The organism is Streptomyces nigra (assembly GCF_003074055.1).
GTDB lineage: Bacteria > Actinomycetota > Actinomycetes > Streptomycetales > Streptomycetaceae > Streptomyces > Streptomyces nigra.
The window spans coordinates 5335128-5357199 of the sequence record NZ_CP029043.1 but is presented as its reverse complement, the minus strand read 5'-3'; the positions used below and the strand labels follow the sequence as shown (position 1 = coordinate 5357199).

General features: G+C 70.9%; 17 protein-coding genes, 5 tRNA genes and 2 pseudogenes. 10 read left to right on the top strand and 14 right to left on the bottom strand.

All coding sequences use genetic code 11. The features are described 5' to 3' along the window. The first annotated feature begins 115 nt into the window (after positions 1–115). Entirely contained in the window at positions 116–832 is a 717-nt protein-coding gene (ndgR, locus tag DC008_RS24950; RefSeq protein ID WP_055623332.1) for an IclR family transcriptional regulator NdgR, read from the top strand. A 131-nt stretch (positions 833–963) separates the two neighbouring features. Here the strand turns inward: ndgR and DC008_RS24945 are convergent. Beyond that, a pseudogene (locus DC008_RS24945) lies at positions 964–1089 on the bottom strand (DUF4188 domain-containing protein); the annotation flags it as partial. A gap of 1 nt (position 1090) precedes the next feature. Between DC008_RS24945 and DC008_RS24940 the strand changes: the two are divergent. Continuing rightward, positions 1091–1537 (top strand): annotated as a pseudogene (locus tag DC008_RS24940) (MerR family transcriptional regulator); the annotation flags it as partial. Positions 1538–1627: 90 nt separating this feature from the next. Here DC008_RS24940 and DC008_RS24935 read toward each other — a convergent pair. From DC008_RS24935 to DC008_RS24890, 10 genes are all read right to left on the bottom strand, one after another. Beyond that, a tRNA-Glu gene (locus DC008_RS24935) sits at positions 1628–1700 on the bottom strand. A 28-nt stretch (positions 1701–1728) separates the two neighbouring features. Beyond that, positions 1729–1800: transfer RNA gene (locus tag DC008_RS24930), tRNA-Gln, on the bottom strand. Positions 1801–1820: 20 nt separating this feature from the next. Continuing rightward, positions 1821–1893: transfer RNA gene (locus DC008_RS24925), tRNA-Glu, on the bottom strand. 62 nt (positions 1894–1955) lie between these two features. Continuing rightward, positions 1956–2028 (bottom strand) — tRNA-Glu (locus DC008_RS24920). Between the two features lie 40 nt (positions 2029–2068). Further along, positions 2069–2140, bottom strand: a tRNA-Gln gene (locus tag DC008_RS24915). Positions 2141–2231: 91 nt separating this feature from the next. Next, a complete protein-coding gene (locus DC008_RS24910) occupies positions 2232–2963 on the bottom strand; it encodes an HAD family hydrolase (RefSeq protein ID WP_108708865.1) in 732 nt (243 codons plus the stop codon). Between the two features lie 56 nt (positions 2964–3019). Beyond that, positions 3020–3694: a DUF4241 domain-containing protein gene (locus DC008_RS24905; protein ID WP_108708864.1), complete on the bottom strand. Its 675-nt coding sequence runs from the start codon at positions 3692–3694 to the stop codon at positions 3020–3022. Between the two features lie 124 nt (positions 3695–3818). Further along, positions 3819–5336 carry a glutamate--tRNA ligase gene (gene gltX, locus DC008_RS24900; protein ID WP_108708863.1) on the bottom strand — a complete coding sequence of 506 codons (1518 nt, stop codon included), beginning with the start codon at positions 5334–5336 and terminating at the stop codon, positions 3819–3821. Next, positions 5329–6114, bottom strand: a complete 786-nt coding sequence (locus DC008_RS24895; RefSeq protein ID WP_108708862.1) for a fumarylacetoacetate hydrolase family protein — start codon at positions 6112–6114, stop codon at positions 5329–5331. Before DC008_RS24895 ends, gltX begins: the two co-directional genes overlap by 8 nt. Before the next feature lie 163 nt (positions 6115–6277). Next, a complete protein-coding gene (locus tag DC008_RS24890) occupies positions 6278–6460 on the bottom strand; it encodes a hypothetical protein (RefSeq protein WP_164492368.1) in 183 nt (60 codons plus the stop codon). Between the two features lie 607 nt (positions 6461–7067). Between DC008_RS24890 and DC008_RS24885 the strand changes: the two genes are divergently transcribed. The 8 genes from DC008_RS24885 (at position 7068) to DC008_RS24850 (ending at position 17549) form a co-directional block, all read left to right on the top strand. Then, positions 7068–10760 carry a sensor histidine kinase gene (locus tag DC008_RS24885; protein ID WP_108708861.1) on the top strand — a complete coding sequence of 1231 codons (3693 nt, stop codon included), beginning with the start codon at positions 7068–7070 and terminating at the stop codon, positions 10758–10760. 9 nt (positions 10761–10769) lie between these two features. Further along, positions 10770–11183, top strand: coding sequence for a roadblock/LC7 domain-containing protein (locus DC008_RS24880; RefSeq protein WP_055624380.1), 414 nt, complete (start codon positions 10770–10772; stop codon positions 11181–11183). A gap of 114 nt (positions 11184–11297) precedes the next feature. Continuing rightward, a complete protein-coding gene (locus tag DC008_RS24875; RefSeq protein ID WP_003997626.1) occupies positions 11298–11696 on the top strand; it encodes a DUF742 domain-containing protein in 399 nt (132 codons plus the stop codon). Beyond that, positions 11677–12252 (top strand): GTP-binding protein, encoded by a 576-nt coding sequence (locus DC008_RS24870; RefSeq protein WP_055624289.1) that lies wholly within the window; start codon positions 11677–11679, stop codon positions 12250–12252. Before DC008_RS24875 ends, DC008_RS24870 begins: the two co-directional genes overlap by 20 nt. A 385-nt stretch (positions 12253–12637) precedes the next feature. After that, positions 12638–15898: a nitrate- and nitrite sensing domain-containing protein gene (locus DC008_RS24865; protein ID WP_108708860.1), complete on the top strand. Its 3261-nt coding sequence runs from the start codon at positions 12638–12640 to the stop codon at positions 15896–15898. A 10-nt stretch (positions 15899–15908) separates the two neighbouring features. Beyond that, positions 15909–16322 (top strand): roadblock/LC7 domain-containing protein, encoded by a 414-nt coding sequence (locus DC008_RS24860; protein ID WP_004983065.1) that lies wholly within the window; start codon positions 15909–15911, stop codon positions 16320–16322. A gap of 95 nt (positions 16323–16417) precedes the next feature. Further along, positions 16418–16987 (top strand): DUF742 domain-containing protein, encoded by a 570-nt coding sequence (locus DC008_RS24855; RefSeq protein WP_062666611.1) that lies wholly within the window; start codon positions 16418–16420, stop codon positions 16985–16987. Next, a complete protein-coding gene (locus DC008_RS24850) occupies positions 16968–17549 on the top strand; it encodes a GTP-binding protein (protein WP_026248371.1) in 582 nt (193 codons plus the stop codon). Before DC008_RS24855 ends, DC008_RS24850 begins: the two co-directional genes overlap by 20 nt. 147 nt (positions 17550–17696) lie before the next feature. Here DC008_RS24850 and DC008_RS24845 read toward each other — a convergent pair whose 3' ends face one another. The 3 genes from DC008_RS24845 to DC008_RS24835 form a co-directional block, all read right to left on the bottom strand. After that, complete coding sequence (locus DC008_RS24845; RefSeq protein ID WP_055624292.1) at positions 17697–17888, bottom strand: acyl-CoA carboxylase subunit epsilon; 192 nt, start codon at positions 17886–17888, stop codon at positions 17697–17699. A 45-nt stretch (positions 17889–17933) separates the two neighbouring features. Continuing rightward, positions 17934–19517, bottom strand: coding sequence for an acyl-CoA carboxylase subunit beta (locus DC008_RS24840; RefSeq protein WP_108708859.1), 1584 nt, complete (start codon positions 19515–19517; stop codon positions 17934–17936). Between the two features lie 154 nt (positions 19518–19671). Then, complete coding sequence (locus DC008_RS24835; protein WP_108708858.1) at positions 19672–21993, bottom strand: polysaccharide lyase 8 family protein; 2322 nt, start codon at positions 21991–21993, stop codon at positions 19672–19674. Positions 21994–22072 lie beyond the last annotated feature (79 nt).

Below are 22072 nucleotides of genomic sequence, written 5' to 3'. Positions count from 1 at the left end.
CCGCCGCCAGGCCCGTTCTGGTCCACGAGCCGCTGTGCCTTCGTGACATCCAGAGTGGCGTGTTCCACGAGAAATTGAACTTGCGTTTCACAGAGTGAGACGCGAGTATCGTTTCATGGACAACAGTAGCGGCGTCGGCGTCCTGGACAAGGCAGCCCTTGTCCTGAGCGCCCTGGAGTCCGGACCGGCCACCCTCGCGGGACTCGTCTCGGCCACCGGACTCGCACGACCCACGGCACATCGGCTGGCCGTGGCATTGGAACACCACCGGCTGGTGGCGCGCGACATGCAGGGCCGTTTCATTCTCGGCCCCCGGCTCGCGGAACTGGCCGCGGCGGCGGGTGAGGACCGTCTCCTCGCGACGGCCGGCCCCGTCCTCACGCATCTGCGGGACGTCACGGGCGAGAGCGCCCAGCTCTACCGCCGCCAGGGCGACATGCGCATCTGCGTCGCCGCGGCGGAGCGGCTGTCCGGCCTGCGGGACACGGTCCCGGTCGGCTCGACGCTGACGATGAAGGCCGGTTCGTCCGCGCAGATCCTGATGGCCTGGGAGGAGCCGGAGCGCCTGCACCGCGGCCTGCAGGGCGCCCGCTTCACGGCCACCGCCCTCTCCGGCGTACGGCGCCGCGGCTGGGCCCAGTCGATCGGCGAGCGCGAGCCGGGCGTCGCGTCGGTCTCCGCGCCGGTGCGCGGCCCGTCGAACCGCGTGGTGGCCGCCGTGTCGGTCTCCGGCCCCATCGAGCGCCTCACGCGCCACCCGGGCCGTATGCACGCCCAGGCGGTCATCGACGCCGCCTCCCGCCTGTCCGAGGCACTGCGCCGCACGGGCTGACCCCCGCCTGCGACGACGTACGTACGCCGTCGGTCCGGGATCCGCCTCAACGCCGCGGCGGATCCCGGACCGACGGCACGACCTTTTCAGGAGTGCGGGGCTCCCCCAGTCAAGAGCTCGCGCTCTCCGAGTCAGGAACCCGCGCTCTCCGAGCGGTGGCCGAAGCGGTCCTTCGCGGACCGGCCGCGCCGCTCCACCGGCACCTGCCCGTGCGCGGCCGCGAGCCCGAACGCCGGCATGTCCCCGTAGATGGACTCGGAGGTGCTCGGGCACGTCGACGACGACGCCCTGCCCCGGACCATCCGCATGGGCGCGGCCCTGTGGGCTCTGCCGCAGGTGCCCGAGCCGGACGAGGACGACGAGCCCGTCCGTGGCGCCCATGAGACCGCGGACCGGCTGCTGGCGGACCTGGGCTGGACCGACGCGCAGGCGCTGGTGACGATCTCGCCGGCCTACCGCTCCCTGGTCGTGGCGCTGGCGGCGCTGCGCCGTCTCGGCTACGACTGGGACCCCCAACTCCTGCTGTCCTACGCGCGGTTGATGCACGGGGCGGCCGTCCTCGACCTGGACTTCGTGGAGACCCACGCGTCGGAGGCGGAGAAGGTCGAGACGGCGGTCCTCGGCGCGGTGCTCGTCGAGCCGATGCTGCGGGCCCTGCACCGGCTGGCCCAGGAGGAGTCCGCCCGGCGCTATGGCTTCGCGTGACCCGTGACACCCGGCCCGTGACCTGCGGCCGGGACACGCGGCCCACGACACGACGAAGGCCCCCCGCCGAAGCGGAGGGCCTTCTCGCTGTACCCCCGACCGGATTCGAACCGGCGCTACCGCCTTGAGAGGGCGGCGTGCTAGGCCGCTACACAACGGGGGCGAGGATCATACGTTTCCGCAGATCCGAGCTGGTCTACCTGGACTCGAACCAAGACTAACTGAACCAGAATCAGTCGTGCTGCCAATTACACCATAGACCAATGTGGTTTAGACCAGTTTGTACCCCCGACCGGATTCGAACCGGCGCTACCGCCTTGAGAGGGCGGCGTGCTAGGCCGCTACACAACGGGGGCCCTAGCGATCCTGCATCGAGGTCGGTGGGAGCTACCCGAGCCGTCCTCGCGGGAAGGATCTGTACCCCCGACCGGATTCGAACCGGCGCTACTGCCTTGAGAGGGCAGCGTGCTAGGCCGCTACACAACGGGGGCTTTGCGGATTGGTTTCCGCGGCGCAGATGAGCTCTGCGAGCTGGCCTACCTGGACTCGAACCAAGACTAACTGAACCAGAATCAGTCGTGCTGCCAATTACACCATAGGCCACTGGAACGCAAGCCCCGGAGGGGATCTTGTTCTAGTTCGCTCCCCCGGGTCCCGGCCTTTCGGCCCGCTCCCCGGCGGCGCAGGAAGAACATTACCTGAACGTGGGCCGGGCTCCAAAACGGGTATCGGCGCCGAGGAGCGCCGGGAGTTCGGCGAGCGAGGCGATCCGGTGGGGCCCGGAGCCCACGTCATCGCCGGTGTACACACCGTCACGGTCGATCCACACCGACAGCAGCCCGGCGTCCGCGGCCCCCCGTCCGTCGATGCGCGGATGGTCGCCGACGTAGGCCACCTGGTGCGGCGCGAGCCCCAGGGCGGCGCAGGCGGCGAGGAAGGCGCCGGCCTCCGGCTTGGACACGCCCAGCTCGGCCGCGCACAGGACGGCCTCGAAGCGGTCGTGGACGCCCAGCATCCGCAGCTTGCGGTCCTGGACGTGCAGGCTGGAGTTCGACAGGACCGCGTGCCGGTGGCTGGCGGCGAGGGCGTCCAGGACCGGCAGCACGTCCGGGAACAGCGCCCACGCCGTCTCGTAGTGCGCCACATACCGGTCGAACCAGGCGTCGGCCCCGGCGTCGGTCAGCTCCTCGCCGAGGAAGACCCGCACCCGGTCGCGGCGCTGTGCCTGGAAGGTCACCTCGCCCGCGGAGAAGCGCGCCCACTGGGCCTCGGTGATCTCGCGCCAGCGCGTCAGGGCCCGCTCGGCGCTGCCGTACCGCTCGAGCAGCCCCTCGGCCGCCAGGTGCGCGCGCATGCCGGCGCGGTCGGCCGTGGTGTAGTCGAAGAGGGTGTCGTCGACGTCCCAGACCACGGCGCGAATGCTCATGATCCGACGGTAGCGCGCGGCACCGGGGCGTGTCCGGGGGTCCGCCGGGCGGGCCGTCAGACCAGGGCCTCGGAGGAGTCCGGGGCCACGAAGAAGTCGGTGACGAAGCAGGTGACCTCGCCGTCGGCGCCGCGGCCCGTCCAGGTGGGGTAGGCGCCGTCGCCCCAGCCCGAGGTGAAGGCGGCCAGGGTGTGGCCGGTGCCGGGGGACGTGACCAGGTGGGGTCCTCCGGACCAGTCGCTGTTCTCGAAGGCGTCCCACAGCGGCCCCTCGTCCTCCTGCGCCTCGGGGAAGCCCTCCTCGGCCGCGGCGTCGTAGAAGCAGCCGGTGCCGGCGTCGACGCCGTAGCCGTAGAACTCGTCGTCGCCGAGGTCGGCCGGGTCCTGGCCGGGGCGCAGCGCCAACTCCCAGGTCACGGTGGGTTCGTCGCGGACGACCAGGCGGGCCGCGGCCACCCGGCGGTGGGGGCGGTCGGACGGGGCCTCGCCGGGGCGGGTGAGGGTGGCGACGGCGGCCTCGACGCGGTAGCGGCCGGGGGCGACCGTGACCGTGAAGGGCTCGATGTCGCCGGTGCCCAGGTACACGAAGGGGTCGCAGGCGACGACCCGGCCGGTGGGCAGGTCCAGCTCGCCGCCGTCGGCCACGTGGATCACACCGGTGGTCCCGGAGGGGTGGCTGAACGTGCTGCCCGGCGTGAACAGCCAGGTGTAGTCGCGAGGGGACATCGGCATGGCGGACGCGCCTTCCTGATCAAGGACTTGGTGGGAAGACCGTAGCGGGGACCACTGACATCGCCGACGACGAAGGGGCGGCACCCGCGCGACGCGGGTGCCGCCCCTCACGGGTACGCGGGGATCAGGCCGCGGTCAGCTTCGCGAGCGCCGCGTCGATCCGGGCCAGCGTCCGGTCCTTGCCCAGCACCTCGAGGGACTCGAAGAGGGGCAGGCCGACCGTGCGGCCGGTGACGGCGACGCGGACCGGGGCCTGGGCCTTGCCGAGCTTGAGGCCGTGGGCCTCGCCGGCGGCCAGGACGGCCTCCTTCAGCGACTCGGCGGAGGACCAGTCGGCGGCCTCCAGCTTCTCGCGGGCGGTGCGCAGCAGGGCGTCGGAGCCCTCCTTCATGGCCTTGGCCCAGGACGCCTCGTCGAAGACCGGCTCCGGCAGGAACAGGAAGTCGACGTTGTCGGTGATCTCGGAGAGGACCTTGAGGCGGGTCTGCGCGTGCGGGGCGATCGCCTGCCACTTCGCCTCGTCGAACGCCTCCGGGGCCCACGGGGCGAAGGGGGCCTGGAGCCACGGGCGGCAGCGCTCGGCGAAGTCCTTCACGTCGAGCAGCCGGATGTGGTCGGCGTTGATCGCCTCGCACTTCTTCAGGTCGAAGCGGGCCGGGTTCGGGTTGACGTCCTCGATCTCGAAGGCCGCGACCATCTCGTCGATGCTGAAGATGTCCTGGTCGGCGGAGAGCGACCAGCCGAGCAGCGAGAGGTAGTTGAGCAGGCCCTCGGGCAGGAAGCCGCGCTCGCGGTACAGGTTCAGCGAGGACTGCGGGTCGCGCTTGGAGAGCTTCTTGTTGCCCTCGCCCATCACGTACGGCAGGTGGCCGAAGGCCGGGGTCCGCTTGGCGATGCCCAGGTCGGCGAGCGCCTTGTAGAGGGCGATCTGACGGGGCGTGGAGGAGAGCAGGTCCTCGCCGCGCAGGACGTGGGTGATCTCCATCAGGGCGTCGTCGACCGGGTTGACCAGCGTGTACAGCGGGGCGCCGTTGGCACGGACGATGCCGTAGTCCGGGACGTTCTCCGGGAGGTAGGTGATCTCGCCGCGGACCAGGTCGGTGAAGGTGATCGGCTCGTCGGGCATCCGGAAGCGGACGATCGGCGTGCGGCCCTGGGCCTTGTACTCCTCGACCTGGGCGTCGGTGAGCTCGCGGCAGTGCCCGTCGTAGCCGGACGGCTTGCCGGCGGCGCGGGCGGCCTCGCGGCGGGTGTCCAGCTCCTCCTGGGAGCAGTAGCAGTGGTACGCGTAGCCGCCGTCGAGGAGCTTGGCCGCGACGTCCTGGTAGATGTCCATGCGCTGCGACTGGCGGTACGGCGCGTGCGGGCCGCCGACCTCGGGGCCCTCGTCCCAGTCGAAGCCCAGCCAGCGCATGGCGTCCAGCAGCTGTTCGTACGACTCCTCGGAGTCGCGGGCCGCGTCGGTGTCCTCGATGCGGAAGACCAGGGTGCCGCCGTGGTGCTTGGCGAACGCCCAGTTGAACAGGGCGGTGCGGACCAGGCCCACATGGGGGTTTCCGGTGGGTGAGGGGCAGAAACGGACGCGCGGGGGTACCCCCTGTCCGAGCGGGGGTGAGGACTTGGGGGAGGGTGCGCTAGCCACGCTTGACAACCTTGTTGGTGAGAGTGCCGATGCCTTCGATGGTGACGGCGACCTCGTCGCCGACGTGCAGGGGTCCGACCCCGGCCGGGGTGCCCGTGAGGATGACGTCGCCGGGGAGCAGCGTCATGGCCTCGGAGATGTTGACGACCAGGTCCTCGATGGAGTGGATCATCTCGCTGGTGCGGCCGAGCTGGCGCTGTTCACCGTTGACCGTGAGCTGGATCGTCAGGTCGGACGCCGTCTCGACGTCCAGGCCGGTCTCCACCCAGGGGCCGAGCGGACAGGAGCTGTCGAAGCCCTTGGCCCGGGCCCACTGCTTCTCGCGCTTCTGGACGTCCCGCGCGGTGACGTCGTTGGCGCAGGTGTAGCCGAAGATCACGTCCTTGACGCGTTCGCGCGGGACCTCGCGGCACAGCCTGCCGATGACGACGGCGAGTTCCGCCTCGTGGTGGAGGTCCTCGGTGAAGGACGGGTACTGGATCTCGTCGCCGGGGCCGATCACCGAGGTGGAGGGCTTGAAGAAGGCGAACGGGGCGTCGGGCACCTCGTTGCCGAGTTCACGGGCGTGCTCGGCGTAGTTGCGGCCGAAGGCCACGACCTTGTTGGGGAGCACCGGCGGCAACAGCCTGACCTTGCTCAGCGGCACCTTCGTGCCGGAGAGCTCGAAGTCCGTGAACGGGATGCCCTTGATGATGTCGAGGACGAGTTCGTCCGGCCTGTCGCCCTCGACCGCGCCGAAGGCGACGTTCCCGTCGATGGAGAATCTGGCGATGCGCACGGGATCCTGCGCCCCTCACTTGAGCCGGCTGGAGTCTGACGCTCCAGGCTAGCGCGGTGAGGCGTCCGCGCCTCGCGCGAGCGGCGCGGACGCCGGGGCCGTGTGGCGGATCCCTCCGCGGGGCGGTCGTCCGGGTGTGAACGACCGGCGGTCACCACCCGTACTAACCGGCGACGGTGGTCGCGGGGAGTTCCTGGAGGATGGTGCGCTTGGGGTTGGCGGTCTGAGCGGGGAGGTCGAGGGAGTGCTCCGGCTGCTCGGGGATGCGCAGTTCGTCGGCGCTGTCGAGGTGGGCCAGCTTCGTGCGCCGCGGGTTGGCTATGGTGTGGATCATCGTCGTCTTCACGCTCTTACTGAGTCCTGTCGTGACGAAGCGCCCGGATACGGGCCCGGTGGGGGCCTGCGTCCGGACGCGGGTGGGCAGAAACATCCCTCTTGTAAAGCGCCAGGCTAAACATCCGGTTCCCGGAGAAGTCGTGAAGACCACTTGATCTGGGTGTGAGTTTGCTCACGCTCGGATGCATAAAACGGTCAATTCAGACCTGCCCGGAGGGTCGGGGAAACGGACAATCGCCCCCTGAACCCATCATTCCGCTCCTGATCATGGCGACTGGGACACCCTCCGCGCGAAAGCGACTCGCGGAATTATGTCCGTTCTGGTGCGAATAAGGCTGCACGGCAGGTAATCCCGCACTCACGCGGTGTCACGTATGTCACGGCTCGACCTACGGGCCTTGTTGGAGATCCTGCACTGTGCTGGAATTCCACGGACCGCCGCAGGATCGAGCCGGCGCACAGGGGGCGCATCGACGCGCCGAGTGGCGGCGAGAAGGGGGAGCCAGCGCCGGTCACTCACGACCACCAGGGAGCGTGTTCAGGACGCTCCCCAATACGCCGACACCGTGTCCGACCGCTCACGCGGAAGGGCGCCTGGTCCAGAGGTTGCGACGCTAGTGCAGGGACGTTTCAAGAGGGATGGCAGCGCTTCGGCGGAGCCGGAGCACGGCGGGACCGACCGAGGTCCCTCGCCCCAGCACGCCCAGACCCAGGGCCCGGCCCCGTCGGTCGACAGCGGTGAGCGCTCCGGGCGCCCCGCCGTGTCGGCGTCTCCGGGTGCCGCGGTCCCCCCGCCTCCGACGAAGAAGCCGGCCAAGGGCGAGACCGGCCCGGGCTCGCGAATAGCCCTGCGCAACTGGCGTATCTCCACACGCCTCGTCGCGCTGCTGACGCTCCCCGTGGTCGCGGCCACCTCGCTGGGCGCCCTGCGCATCAGCGACAACATGGACGACATCCAGCAGCTGGAGAACATGCGGCTGCTGACGGACATGACGAAGCGGGCCACCGAGCTCGCCCACGCCCTCCAGGAGGAGCGGGACCAGTCCGCCGGTCCGCTCGCCCACGGCGCCAAGTCGACCGACTACACGGTCAAGGGCTACCGCGACAAGACGGACCGCGCCGCGCAGAGCTTCCGCGACGCCTCCGAGGAGATCGACGACCAGAGCCGCGACGGCAGCCTCAAGGGCGTCCGCGACAACATCGTCCAGCTCATCCGCGAGCTCGGCACGATCTCCGAGGTCCGCGGCACCGCGTTCCAGGCCGAAGGCAACTCCACGCAGACCGTGGAGGCCTACCACCGGCTGATCACCCACCTGCTGGACCTCTCCCAGGACATGGCCGAGGCGACCAGCAACCCGGACATGATCCAGAGCACCCGCGCCCTGGCGTCGTTCTCCTCCGCCAAGGAGTACGCCTCCATCCAGCGCGCGGTCCTCGCCGCGGCCCTGCCGGCGAACAACACCGCCGACGCCGACCTCTCGGACAACGACCGCCTCTACGCCGACTCCGCGCTGGAGAGCCAGAAGTCCGAGCTGCGCTCCTTCAAGAGCATCTACGGCAGCGAGCCCGCCGACGAACTGCTCAAGCCCATCGGCGAGGGCAACCCGACGATCAAGGCCAGCGACACCTACGCCACCCGCGCCCTGACCTCGGCCACCGGCCTCGCCTCGCTGGACAAGCGCTCCTACCGGGACTGGGTGGACGACAGCACCACCAAGATCCAGGGCATGCGCGCCATCGAGACCACGCTGCTCGAGGAGATGGAGCAGAAGGCCCGCGAGCTCCGCAACGAGTCGGAGAGCGAAGCGATCATCTCCGGTGCGCTGATCCTGCTCGTGCTCGGTGTGTCGCTGGTCGGCGCGTTCGTCGTGGCCCGCTCCATGATCCGCTCGCTGCGCCGGCTGGAGGAGACCGCCACCCGGGTCGCCCAGGACCGCCTGCCCGAGCTGGTCAAGCAGCTCTCCGAGTCCGACCCGCAGGACGTCGACACCTCCGTCGAGTCCGTCGGTGTGCACTCCCGGGACGAGATCGGCCAGGTGGCCGCGGCCTTCGACGACGTGCACCGCGAGGCGGTCCGCCTCGCCGCCGAGCAGGCCCTTCTGCGGGGCAACGTCAACGCGATGTTCACCAACCTCTCGCGTCGCTCCCAGGGCCTCATCCAGCGTCAGCTCTCGCTCATCTCCGAACTGGAGTCCCGCGAGGCCGACCCGGACCAGCTGTCCTCGCTCTTCAAGCTCGACCACCTCGCGACGCGTATGCGCCGTAACGGTGAGAACCTCCTCGTCCTCGCGGGTGAGGAGCCCGGCCGCCGGTGGACCCGCCCGGTCCCGCTGGTCGACGTGCTCCGCGCCGCCGCGTCCGAGGTGGAGCAGTACGAGCGCATCGAGCTGGCCGCCGTGCCGACCACCGAGGTGGCCGGCCGCGTGGTCAACGACCTCGTGCACCTGCTCGCCGAGCTGCTCGAGAACGCGACCTCCTTCTCCTCGCCGCAGACCAAGGTCAAGGTCACCGGTCACGCGCTGCCCGACGGCCGCGTGCTGATCGAGATCCACGACACCGGTATCGGCCTCTCCCCCGAGGACCTCGCGGCGATCAACGAGCGGCTCGCCTCGCCGCCCACCGTGGACGTGTCCGTCTCCCGCCGCATGGGTCTGTTCGTGGTCGGCCGTCTGTCGCAGCGCCACGGCATCCGCATCCAGCTGCGCCCGTCCGACTCCGGTGGTACGACCGCGCTGGTCATGCTGCCTGTCGACGTCGCCCAGGGCGGCAAGAAGCCGGCCGGCGGCAAGCCCGGCCCGAACGGCCCCGGTGCCTCCGGCGGTCCCGCCGCCGCGCAGGCCGCGGCCGGTGCGGCCGCCGCCCGCCGTCAGGTGCAGTCCGGCGGCGGCGCCTTCGGCGGAGGTTCGCCGAACGGCGGCGCTCCGGGCGGTGGCCGGCTCGGTGCCGGTCAGGGCCCGCGGGCCGCGCTGCCCGGACGTGACGGCGGTGCCCCGGGTGCGCCACGCGGACCGCAGGGCGGTCCCGGTGCTCCCGCGCAGGGCCGGCCGGCTCCGGCCGGTGCCGGCTTCGGCGGCCCCTCGCAGGGCGCCGGCCAGGGCATGCAGAGCAACGGCGCCGGTCAGGACCTCTTCGGCGGCTCCCGCGGGACCGCGCCCGGCCGCGACCAGTCCCGGCAGAGCGCCCCGACGCCCCCGCCGGCTCCGCCCGCCGCCGGCGAGCAGGGCCCCCGCCGTGGCCGCCGGCCGCAGCTGCCGCCGCGCGGCGGCGCGCGGGCCGAGCTGCCGGGCGGCAACCAGCCCTCGCGTCCCAGCTGGAGCGACGAGAACGCGCAGCCGCCCGTGCCGCGTGCCTCCCTCGACGCCCCGCGCGGCCACGACGAGGACCCGGCGCAGCAGACCTCGCGGATGCCGCGGATCGACGACCGGCAGGGCCCGGCCTCCACCTCGGAGTTCCCCCGCCCGGACTTCGACGCCCCGGCCCCGGGCGGATACGACCCGCAGAACACGGGTCAGTTCGCCCGCCCCAACGCCAACGCCCAGCACGACACCGGCCAGTTCGTCCGCCCGGACGTCTACGGCACCAACGGCTCGGGCCAGAACAACGGCTCCCAGACGGGCCAGTTCCCCGCGCCGCAGGCGTACGACGGCGGCTCGACGGGCCGGCACTCCCTGCCGGGCCGCCCGGGCCCCGAGTCCACGGGCCAGTTCGAGCGTCCCCAGGTCAACGGCAACGGGTCGTACGGCGGCAACACCGGCTACGGCGCCGGGCAGCAGCCCCCCGTCCCGCAGCGTCCGCAGCAGCGGCCCGCGCGTCAGGAGCCCGAGGCCCTGCCGCCGGCGACCGGTCCCGGCGACGGCCGTACCCCGCTGTACGACACGCTGGAGACCAACTGGTTCCACGGCGGACCGCAGGGACGCCACAGCACCGACACCCCGGCCGCCGCTCCGCAGCAGCAGGAGCGGCCGGCCCCCGCGGAGCGGCCCCAGCCGCCGTCCGCCCCCCAGCGCTCCGCGTCGACCGCCTGGCGCAGCTCACCGAACGACGACCTCGTCCGGCAGGCTGAACGCGTCAGGCAGCCCGCCGCGGGCGGAGTAACCACCTCCGGCCTGCCGCGCCGGGTGCCCAAGGCGAACCTCGTCCCGGGCACGGCTCAGCAGCAACAGCACCAAAGCGGTCCGCAGGTCTCGCGTGCGCCCGATGACGTACGCGGCCGGCTGACCAATCTTCGTCGGGGCATCGCTCAGGGCCGTCAGGCCGGCAGCGGCCAGACCGGCAGCTTCCCGAGCCCCACTCACCAGCAGGAGCGTTAGTTGAGCCAGATGAGCCAAGCGGCACAGAACCTCAACTGGTTGATCACCAACTTCGTGGACAACACCCCTGGGGTGTCCCACACCGTCGTCGTGTCCGCCGACGGCCTTCTGCTGGCCATGTCGGAGGGCTTCCCTCGCGACCGTGCCGACCAGCTGGCGGCCGTCGCGTCGGGTCTCACCTCGCTGACGGCAGGTGCCAGCCGGATCTTCGAGGGCGGCGACGTCGCACAGACCGTGGTGGAGATGGAGCGGGGGTTCCTCTTCCTCATGTCCATCTCGGACGGGTCGTCCCTCGCCGTCCTCGCGCACCCGGAGGCGGACATCGGCCTCGTCGGGTACGAGATGGCGCTCCTGGTCGACCGCGCGGGCGCGGTCCTCACCCCCGACCTGCGCGCCGAACTCCAAGGCAGTCTGCTCCACTGACATCTCCCGGATCCACCCGTCTCACCAAATCACCGTCCGGCCGCCACAATCCCCCCACTGGCCCCCTCACCCGACGGCTTGACCGACCGACTTGTGTCCCAGCCCGGAGGATTCATGACCCCGCCCACCGCCTCTCATGATCCGTACGCGGAGCCGTACGAGGATGAGGGCGACCAGCCGCTGGTACGTCCGTACGCGATGACCGGCGGCCGGACCCGGCCGCGCTACCAGTTGGCCATCGAGGCCCTGATCAGCACCACGGCCGACCCGGCGGCGCTGATGGGGCTCCTCCCGGAGCACCAGCGCATCTGCCACCTGTGCCGTGAGGTGAAGTCGGTCGCCGAGGTCTCCGCGCTTCTGTCCATGCCCCTGGGCGTGGCCAGGATCCTCGTGGCCGACCTCGCAGAGGCGGGCCTGGTCGCCATCCACCAGCCGGGTGGCGACGAGAACAACGGTGGCGCACCGGACGTGACGCTGCTCGAAAGGGTGCTCAGTGGACTTCGCAAGCTCTGAACCAAGCCGGGCGACCACCTCCGCGAAGATCGTGGTGGCGGGTGGCTTCGGCGTGGGCAAGACCACGTTCGTGGGTGCCGTCTCGGAGATCAACCCGCTGCGCACGGAGGCCGTCATGACCTCCGCGAGCGCGGGGATCGACGACCTCACGCACACCGGGGACAAGACCACCACCACGGTGGCCATGGACTTCGGACGCATAACCCTGGACCAGGACCTGATCCTGTACCTCTTCGGTACCCCGGGTCAGGACCGCTTCTGGTTCATGTGGGACGACCTGGTGCGCGGTGCCATCGGCGCCGTCGTGCTGGTGGACACCCGCCGGCTCGCCGACTGCTTCCCGGCGGTCGACTACTTCGAGAACAGCGGGCTGCCCTTCGTCATCGCCCTCAACGGCTTCGACGGACACCAGCCGTACACACCGGACGAGGTGCGCGAGGCGCTGCAGATCGGACCGGACGCGCCGATCATCACGACGGACGCCCGGCACCGCGCCGATGCCAAGAGTGCGCTGATCACGCTGGTCGAGCACGCCCTCATGGCACGGCTGCGGTAGCGCAAGTCAGCGGGCGCGTACGGCAGTTGTCGTAGATGTCCCGGAGCCGGCTGTGGCCTTTGACACGGTCGGCTCCGCTGTTCATAACGTTTCGGCAGAGGAATCGGGTGGTACGGCAACTCGTCGCGGTCGACCCGTCTCGCTGTGCGCACAAAGGCCCCGTCTTTTGACGGGGCTCGTTCTTTATGACCGTTTTATCTGGGACTTACATCGCACGGAATCCTCCTCTTCCACTGTTTGGAGGAGCGCGGGCCCACGTGCTGGAATGCCAGAACTGCCCACTGGCCGAAGACGTACTCATCGGTAATGCGTACTCCAAGGCGATGGGCTCTGAGACACAGCGGCACGACCTAGGTGCCGACCCCGCCGGAAGGTTGTTGGTCGAGTGAGGCGAAGCAAGAACAGTCCCGAGCCGTCGGCCCGGGGCAACTTCACCCCGCCGCCGCGCGGAGCGGCGCCCGCCCCTGTGCCCGGATCCGAGCCCACGGCCGCGCCGGCCTCGAGCGGCGGCCGTTTCTCGCCGCGCAACTGGCGCGTACCGACGCGGCTGAACGCGATCCTGCTCATACCCGTGATAGTCGGCCTCGTCATGGGTGGCTTCCAGGTCAAGAGCTCGATCGACACCTGGCAGCAGGCCGAGGACGCCGAGAACGTGGCCCTCCTGGTGCGCGCCGCCGAGGAGTACGGCAACGCCCTGCTGGACGAACGCGACCTCACCGCGGCCGACCTGCTCCAGGGCAAGGGCGCCACGGACACCGTGACCCAGCTGCGCTCGGCGACCGACAGCGCCAAGGAGAAGTTCGACCAGGCGGCACAGAACCTTCCGCACACGGCCGCACTCGACCGCCGTATGCAGCTCTTCCGGTCCAACGAGACCAAGCTGGCGCCCCTGCGCCAGGCCGCCTACACCAAGGCGATGGACCCGGTGAAGACCGAAGAGGGCTACGTCGCCGTCCAGCACTCCCTGATGGAGTTCGCCAACGAGCTCAGCCTGGGCACCGGCAACATCACCTCCTACGGCCGCACCGTCTACGCAGTCTCGCTCGCCAAGGCAGCCGTCTCGCTCCAGCGCTCGATCGGCGTGCACATGCTGATCCGGCCGAGCACCAAGGAGGCCGTGGTCCGTCAGCAGAGCGTCTCCCTCGTGTCGTACCGCTACCTCGAGGGCATCGCGATCAACGAGTTCGTCTCGGGCGCCACCCAGGACGACGTCGACCAGCTCGACCAGATCATGGCCGAGCAGCGTAAGAAGATCGGCGACAAGGGCCCGGCGGTCGACGCCGGTGACAGCAGCTCCACGCAGGGCGGCGCCTACACCGCCATGCCGGCCGCCGACGCCATGCTCCAGGGCATCGCCGCGGGCACCTTCACGCCGGAGCAGCTCGCCGCCAAGGGCGTCACGCCCAAGGCCTGGCTGGGCGCCTCCACCGCGAAGTTCGAGGGCTACCGCGAGATCGAGACCGACCTCGTGAGCAAGGCCGTGGACGAGGCCGCGAGCGTCTCCGAGGACGCCAAGACCGACGCCCTCATCACCGGTGCGGCCGTCGTGGTCGCCCTGCTCCTCGCGTTCATCCTGGCCGGCGCGGTCGCCCGGCAGATGTCCCGCGCGATGCGCCAGCTGCGCAACGCCGCCTTCGGCATCGCCGAGCAGCGCCTGCCGATGCTGGTCGACCAGCTCTCGCGCACCGACCCCGGCCGGGTCGACACGCGGGTCGCGCCCATCCCGATCACCACCCGCGACGAGATCGGCGAAGTCGCCCGCGCCTTCGACCAGGTCCACCGCGAGGCCGTCCGGCTCGCCGCCGAGCAGGCCCTGCTGCGGGGCAACATCAACGCGATCTTCACCAACCTGTCGCGCCGCAACCAGTCGCTGATCGAGGGCCAGCTGACCCTGATCACCGACCTGGAGAACAACGAGGCGGACCCGGACCAGCTGGAGAACCTCTTCAAGCTGGACCACCTCGCGACCCGTATGCGCCGCAACGGCGAGAACCTCCTGGTCCTCGCCGGCGAGGAGCCCGGCCGCCGCTGGGACCAGCCGGTCCCGCTGGTCGACGTGCTGCGCGCCGCCTCCTCCGAGGTGGAGCAGTACGAGCGCATCGAGCTGTCCGGCGTCCCGGAGGCCGAGATCCACGGCCGCGCGGTCACCGACCTCGTGCACCTGCTCGCCGAGCTGCTGGAGAACGCCACCACGTTCTCCTCGCCGCAGACCAAGGTGCGCGTCACCGCGACCCGTCTCCCCGACGGCCGCGTGATGATCGAGATCCACGACAAGGGCATCGGCCTCACCGCCGAGGACTTCGCGGACATCAACCACAAGCTGGCCAACCCGCCCACCGTCGACGCGGCGATATCCCAGCGCATGGGCCTGTTCGTGGTCGGCCGGCTGTCCGACCGGCACGGCATCCGGGTCCAGCTGCGCCCCTCGGGCGAGCAGGCCGGCACGACCTCGCTGGTCATGCTGCCGGACGCCATCACGCACGGTGGTGGCGGCGGCGAACAGCAGCCGCTGCAGGACGAGTTCACCGTCTCGCAGATCATCCCGGAGCAGCAGTTCCAGGGCGGCGAGAACTTCGGCCAGCCGATGCGTACGGCGGCGGAGCTCGGCTTCGACGACAGCGCCTACACCGAGGTCCCGGACGACATCCGCGAGCTCGACCCGGTCGGCCGCTCCCTGATGCGCGAGGAGCGCCGGGCGGCCCTGGAGGCCCAGTCGCAGGGCCAGGACGGCTCCGAGGCACCCGCCTACGACGAGTTCGGCCAGCCCGCCTACGACGACCGCAACGGCTACGCCGGCCACCAGGACGGCTACGACCAGCAGCAGGCGTACGACGAGCAGCGGCAGCACTCCTACGAGGAGCAGCAGCAGGCGTACGGCGAGCAGCAGCGCGCCGCCTACGAGGAGCCCCAGCAGGCGTCGTACGACGACACGTACTACGCGCCGAACGGCGGCCTGTCCCGCGACGACACCTTCTCGTCCAACGGCGGCTACCAGGACTCCGGCTATGCGGAGCCCGCGGCCGAGGAGCCGGCGGCGCGCAACGGCTCCGGCCAGGACGGTTTCACGGCCTTCGACCAGCGGCGTCACCAGGACGACTGGCCGCAGCAGGACAACTACCGCGACGGCTACCGTGACCAGTACGCTCCGGAAGCGGAATCCTCGCAGGCCGGTGACGTCACCGAGTCCGACAGCGTAGGCTTCGATCGTCCGGGACCGGCTCATTCCGCGCCCCACGCCATGACCGACGCCGGGCTTCCGCGTCGCGGCGCCGCCGCGAGCGGCACCAATGGCACGCGTCCCGTGCGGCAGGAAGCGCCGGCACCGGCTCCCACGCAGGAGAGCAACGGCGACAGCGGCTGGCGTTCGCAGAACGACGAGCGCTGGCAGCAGGCCTCGGCGCTCCGGAAGCCCAAGGCGGGCGGAGTCACCTCCTCCGGCCTGCCGCGGCGGGTCCCGAAGGCCAACCTGGTCCAGGGAGCCGCCGAATCCACCCCCCAGGGGGGCCCACAGGTCTCCCGTGCTCCCGAGGACGTCCGGGGCAGGCTGAGCAACCTGCGCCGCGGTGTCCAGCGGGGTCGCAGCGCGGGAAGTGAAACGAACGGCCAGGGCTTCGGTCCTGACAGCACCTACAACCAGGAGCGTTAGTGTGAGCCCGATGAGCCAGGCGGCACAGAACCTGAACTGGTTGATCACCAACTTCGTGGACAACACCCCCGGGGTGTCCCACACGGTGGTGGTCTCCGCCGACGGACTCCTTCTGGCGATGTCCGAAGGCTTTCCGCGCGACCGCGCCGACCAGCTCGCGGCCGTCGCCTCCGGTCTGACGTCACTGACGGCAGGCGCCTCCCGCATCTTCGAGGGCGGCAGCGTGAACCAGACGGTTGTGGAGATGGAGCGGGGATTCCTCTTCATCATGTCCATCTCCGACGGTTCGTCCCTCGCGGTCCTCGCACATCCCGAGGCGGACATCGGCCTCATTGGGTACGAGATGGCGCTTCTGGTCGACCGTGCCGGTACGGTCCTGACGCCGGATCTGCGGGCGGAACTCCAGGGGAGCCTGCTCAACTGAACGGACAGCGGTGCGTTTTGGCGTCCCGGGGCCGTAAGGTTTCGGGACGCGGCTCCACATGATGGGTGCCAGGCACAGTCGGAGGAGGAGAGAAAGTGGCAACACCCCCAGACGGTTCGTCATCGGGCAACTGGTCGTACGGCCCTGCCCAGGGTCAGAACGACGGTTCCCAGAACCGGTACTTCCCCTCCCAGCCGAACCAGCGGCAGCCGTACGCCCCGCAGGGTCCCGGACCCTCGCCGTACGACCAGCCGCCGGCGCCGCGCATCCAGCCGGTGCAGCCGCAGCGACGCGCCCCTGAGCCGACGCCCGCCGGGGCGTCGAACAACCCGCTGGTGCGTCCGTACGCCATGACCGGCGGCCGGACCCGCCCGCGCTACCAGCTCGCCATCGAGGCGCTGGTGCACACCACCGCGCAGCCGCACCAGATGCAGGGCCAGCTGCCCGAGCATCAGCGGATCTGCAACCTCTGCCGAGAGATCAAATCGGTGGCCGAGGTCTCGGCCCTCCTCACGATCCCCCTCGGCGTGGCCAGGATCCTCGTCGCCGACTTGGCGGAGGCAGGACTGGTCGCGATCCATCAGCCCGGCGGCGACGAGAACGCCGGCGGCCAGCCAGACGTGACACTGCTCGAAAGGGTGCTCAGTGGACTTCGCAAGCTCTAGCGGAGGGCCTTCCCGCTCCACCACGTCCGCGAAGATCGTGGTGGCTGGCGGCTTCGGCGTGGGCAAGACCACGTTCGTGGGTGCCGTCTCGGAGATCAACCCGCTGCGCACAGAGGCCGTCATGACGTCCGCTTCGGCCGGCATCGACGACCTCACCCACACCGGGGACAAGACGACCACGACGGTCGCCATGGACTTCGGCCGTATCACCCTGGACCAGGACCTGATCCTGTACCTCTTCGGTACGCCCGGCCAGGACCGCTTCTGGTTCATGTGGGACGACCTGGTGCGCGGCGCCATCGGCGCGATCGTGCTGGTGGACACCCGCCGGCTCGCCGACTGCTTCCCCGCGGTCGACTACTTCGAGAACAGCGGGCTGCCCTTCGTCATCGCGCTGAACGGCTTCGACGGCAACCAGCCGTACAACCCGGACGAGGTGCGCGAGGCGCTGCAGATCGGCCCGGACACCCCGATCATCACGACGGACGCCCGCCACCGCGCGGACGCCAAGTCGGCGCTGATCACGCTCGTCGAGCACGCGCTGATGGCGCGGCTGCGGTAGGCGGACGGCTTCCGCGGCCACTGGGCTGCCTCGGACGGTCGATGCCGTCGGAGGCAGCCTTCTGGCGTCTCAGGCGCTCTGTGCGCCGCTCAGGCACGACGAAGGGCCCCTCTCCGTACGGAGAGGGGCCCTCGCTGCGTTCTGGGCTCAGCGCCAGCTGTGCGGGGCGCGGAAGCCGCCCTCGCGCTCCAGGCGGCGCCAGCCGGCCTTGGCGCGGCCCCGGTGGGCTGGGGCCTCGGTGGGCCGGGCGGCGGCGCGGGCGAGGAGGATCGCCGTGATGGCGGCGACTTCCTCGGGGTCGGCGTGACCCTTCTCGACGCGGATGTCAGGGACGTTCATGGGTTCAGTCTCCATGGATGAGGTTTCCGCACGGATACCGGTGGGTTACTGCGGAGGGTTGCCGTGCTTGCGGGACGGCAGGTCGGCGTGCTTGGACTGCAGCATCGCCAGGGAGCGGACGAGGACCTCCCGGGTCTCGGAGGGGTCGATCACGTCGTCGACCAGGCCCCGCTCGGCCGCGTAGTAGGGGTGCATCAGCTCGGACTTGTACTCCTTGACCATGCGGGCCCGCATGGCCTCGGGGTCCTCGGCCTCGGCGATCTGGCGCCGGAAGATGACGTTGGCGGCGCCCTCGGCGCCCATCACGGCGATCTCGTTGGTCGGCCAGGCGTAGGTGAGGTCGGCGCCGATGGACTGGCTGTCCATGACGATGTACGCGCCGCCGTACGCCTTGCGCAGGATCAGGGAGATCCGGGGCACCGTCGCGTTGCAGTAGGCGTACAGCAGCTTGGCGCCGTGGCGGATGATGCCGCCGTGCTCCTGGTCGACGCCCGGGAGGAAGCCGGGGACGTCCAGGAAGGTGACGATCGGGATGTTGAAGGCATCGCACATCTGCACGAAGCGGGCGGCCTTCTCGGACGCCTCGATGTCGAGCACGCCGGCCAGCGACTGGGGCTGGTTGGCGACGATGCCGACGACCTGGCCGTCGAGCCGGGCCAGCGCGCAGATGATGTTGCGCGCCCAGCGCTCGTGCACCTCCAGGTACTCGCCGTCGTCGACGATCTCCTCGATGACCTTGGCCATGTCGTACGGCCGGTTGCCGTCGGCCGGCACCAGGTCGAGCAGCGCCTCGCTGCGGCGGTCCGCGGCGTCGGACGGCTCCACGCGGGGCGGGTTCTCCCGGTTGTTCTGCGGGAGCATCGACAGGAGGTACCGCACCTCGGCGATGCACGTCTCCTCGTCGTCGTACGCGAAGTGGCAGACGCCGGAGGTCTCGGCGTGCACGTCGGCGCCGCCCAGGCCGTTCTGCGTGATCTCCTCGCCGGTGACGGCCTTGACCACGTCGGGGCCGGTGATGAACATCTGCGAGGTCTCACGGACCATGAACACGAAGTCGGTGAGGGCGGGGCTGTAGGCCGCGCCGCCCGCGCACGGGCCGAGCATCACGCTGATCTGCGGGATGACGCCGGACGCCTTGGTGTTGCGCTGGAAGATGCCGCCGTAGCCGGCGAGGGCGGAGACGCCCTCCTGGATACGGGCGCCGGCGCCGTCGTTCAGGGAGACCAGCGGGGCGCCGGCCGCGATGGCCATGTCCATGATCTTGTGGATCTTGGTGGCGTGGGCCTCGCCCAGCGCGCCGCCGAAGATCCGGAAGTCGTGCGCGTACACGAAGACCGTGCGGCCCTCGACCGTGCCCCAGCCGGTGATGACACCGTCGGTGTACGGCTTCTTGGCCTCCAGGCCGAAGCCCTGGGCCCGGTGCCGGCGCAGCTCCTCGACCTCACGGAAGGTGCCGGGGTCCACGAGCAGCTCGATGCGCTCCCGGGCGGTCAGCTTCCCCTTGGCGTGCTGCGCCGCGGTGGCCTTCTCGCTCGGGCCGGCCAGCGCCTGGGCACGGATCTCGTGCAGCTCGGCGGTCCGTCCACGGGCGTCGATCGGCTCACCCGGTGCCTCATCCAAAACGGTCATGTAGTGACCTTACGAAGGACCCGGCGCAATGCGAGCCGTCGACTCCTCACAGTCTCCGGAGCGTTTTCCTGGTAGCACTGAACAGAACCGAGGCGGCATGCAGCCTTTCCGACTGCTCAGAGGGCGTGTGCCTTGTGGGGGTCGCACAAACCCGTCAGAGGAGAACCACCTCACATCGGTGGGTGCGGCATTGCGTCCCCGGAGTGACGCGGAGCCGGAGCCGGGGCCCGGTGGCGAGGATCTCGACCGTCTCGTCGGCCTGTGCCACCCGTCGTACGGGGTGGTCCCAGACGATCTCCAGGGGTTCGCCCGTCCGGGGTGGTTCGCTCACGCAGAGGGTAGCGGTGCGGCCGCGGCGGCGGACCAGCACGCTCGCTCCGGCGCCGGCGGTGAGCGGGCCCACGGTGCCCGGCTCCCAGAAGACGGCCGCCGTCACGCCGAGGGAGGGGACGTGGACGGCCTGGCGGTCGCCGTCATTGGCGAGGACGGACAGCCAGCGGCGGTCGGCCGCCCGCGCGGCGACCTCCCGGCGGCTCGCGCCCGGCATCAGCACATACCGGTAGGTGGCGCCGCGCGGGTCGGTGCCGTGGTCGAGCCAGAGGGTCTGCCAGCGGCGGGTGCGGCGCTCGGTGGTGCTGGTGGTGTTGATGTCGGCCCAGGCGCCGCCGCGGTCCTCGCGCAGGGTGCGCAGCCGCCCGTACGGCACGATCCAGCCGCCATGGCCCTCCAGGTGGGCCCAGCCGGGGCCGCGCACGAGCGCATGGGTGCCGCCCTCCCCCAGATTGCGGTTGTCGACGACGGTCTCGACGGGGACGCCGTCGGAGCAGCTGATCCCGGCACCGAGGCAGACCACGGCGTCGTCGAGGCAGAACCACGCCTTGCGGGCCCGCAGCGACGACCCCAGCCCCTCCAGATCCTGGCCGATGGCCGCGTACTCACCGTCCGTCGTGCCGCCGACCCACCGGGCACCGGGCCGGGCCTCGCCCCATTCGCCGCCGGCGCGGTCGGGGAGGCGTCGGGTGGAGACGGTCGTACCGGGGAGGCGGTACCAGTCGACGGTCGGCCAGTACCAGTCGGTGTACTGGTCGCCGAGACCGTCGGCCCACCAGGAGACCATGCCGGCGCCGGTGTGCCAGCCGCGCGGGTTCTCGCCGTTGCCGCACTCGTAGTGGGCGATCCGGTCGCCGGCCATGGCGATGTTCACGACGAAGCGCGGGCGGCGGTGGACGGCGCGGTCCATGGCAGCGAAGAGATGGTGCCCGACGGGCTCGTCGGCCGCCGGGACCGGCGACTCCGCCACGGCGTGCAGGCGCGCGAGGTCGGCGACCCCGAACTGACGTGACGTCAGTACCGGCGTGACACTGTCCCGTCGGATCCATCCCTTGACGAGCGCGTGCCAGCGGTCGCGCTCGGCCGTGCTCGCGCCGCCCGCGAGGAGGACGATCGCGGCGATGAGGGCGTGCCCGTGGTAGTGGTCGCTCCGCATGACCCGTCGGTCGTCGTTCTTCAGATAGCCCCGGCTGATGGCACGCCCGTTGACGCTGTCCATCACCAGTCCGTCGTGGATCAGCGGGGCGTACGCGCGCTCGACACTGTCGAGGACGATCCGGCGGTTGGGGTCGGTGACCTCCCAGTCGGAGCCGGCGAGCAGGGCGAAGAGGCGTCCGAGGCCGTCGAGGAGGACCTGGCCGTAGGTGCCGGAGTAGGCGACCCAGGTGTGCTGCACGAAGGACCCGTCGGCATGGAGACCGTCGCCGGACGTGACATACGGGAAGACCGGGGAGAGGGCGTCCCGGGCGAGCGCGATCCGGTCCGGGGCGCGGCCGAGGACGCCGCGCAGGGCGACGCTGCGGCAGAGGTCGACGCGGTTGGCTCCGGTGGAGGTGCCGGAGTAGTCGGTGAGCAGGGTGTCGGGGATGAAGTGGTCGACGGCGGCGCAGGCGGCGTCGATCCGGTCCTGGCCGAGGTGGTCGTGGAGGGCGGCCGTGATGTCCATGAGCAGGCGCGGGCTGCCGATCTGCCACTCCCACCAGTTGCCGTAGGGGGTGGTGCCGGGGTGGTAGACGGTGACGGAGAGATGGTCGAGCCCGCGCAGGACGTCGGCGAGCAGGGCGGGGTCGGCGGTGGCTCCGGTGCCGGGCTGGACGTGGGCCTGGGCCATGGTCCACAGACGGCTGTAGCTCCGGGTGATGCCGCCGGGCGGGTCGAAGGGCTGGCCGGGCCACAGGGACGTCGGGGTGGGGGCCATCGTCTGCTGGAAGCCGCGGGCCAGCGTGCCGGTCTCGGCGAGCCGGCCGGCGTACGGCTCGATGGCGGGGTCGTAACCGGTCCCCAGGGCGATGCCGAGCCAGCGGGCGCGGAGGGTGTCGTAGGGGTCGGCCGCCTCGGCGCGGGCCGGGGTCTCGGCCGTACGGCCGAGAGTCGCGGCGAGGGCGGCGGCGGTCAGCAGGGCTCGGCGCGTTGGGGTCATGTCCATGCCCTATCACGTGACAGCGCGTGACACCAGAATCACCTTGCGGATGATGTTGAAAGTTGAAGGGAATGCGTCTACGGTG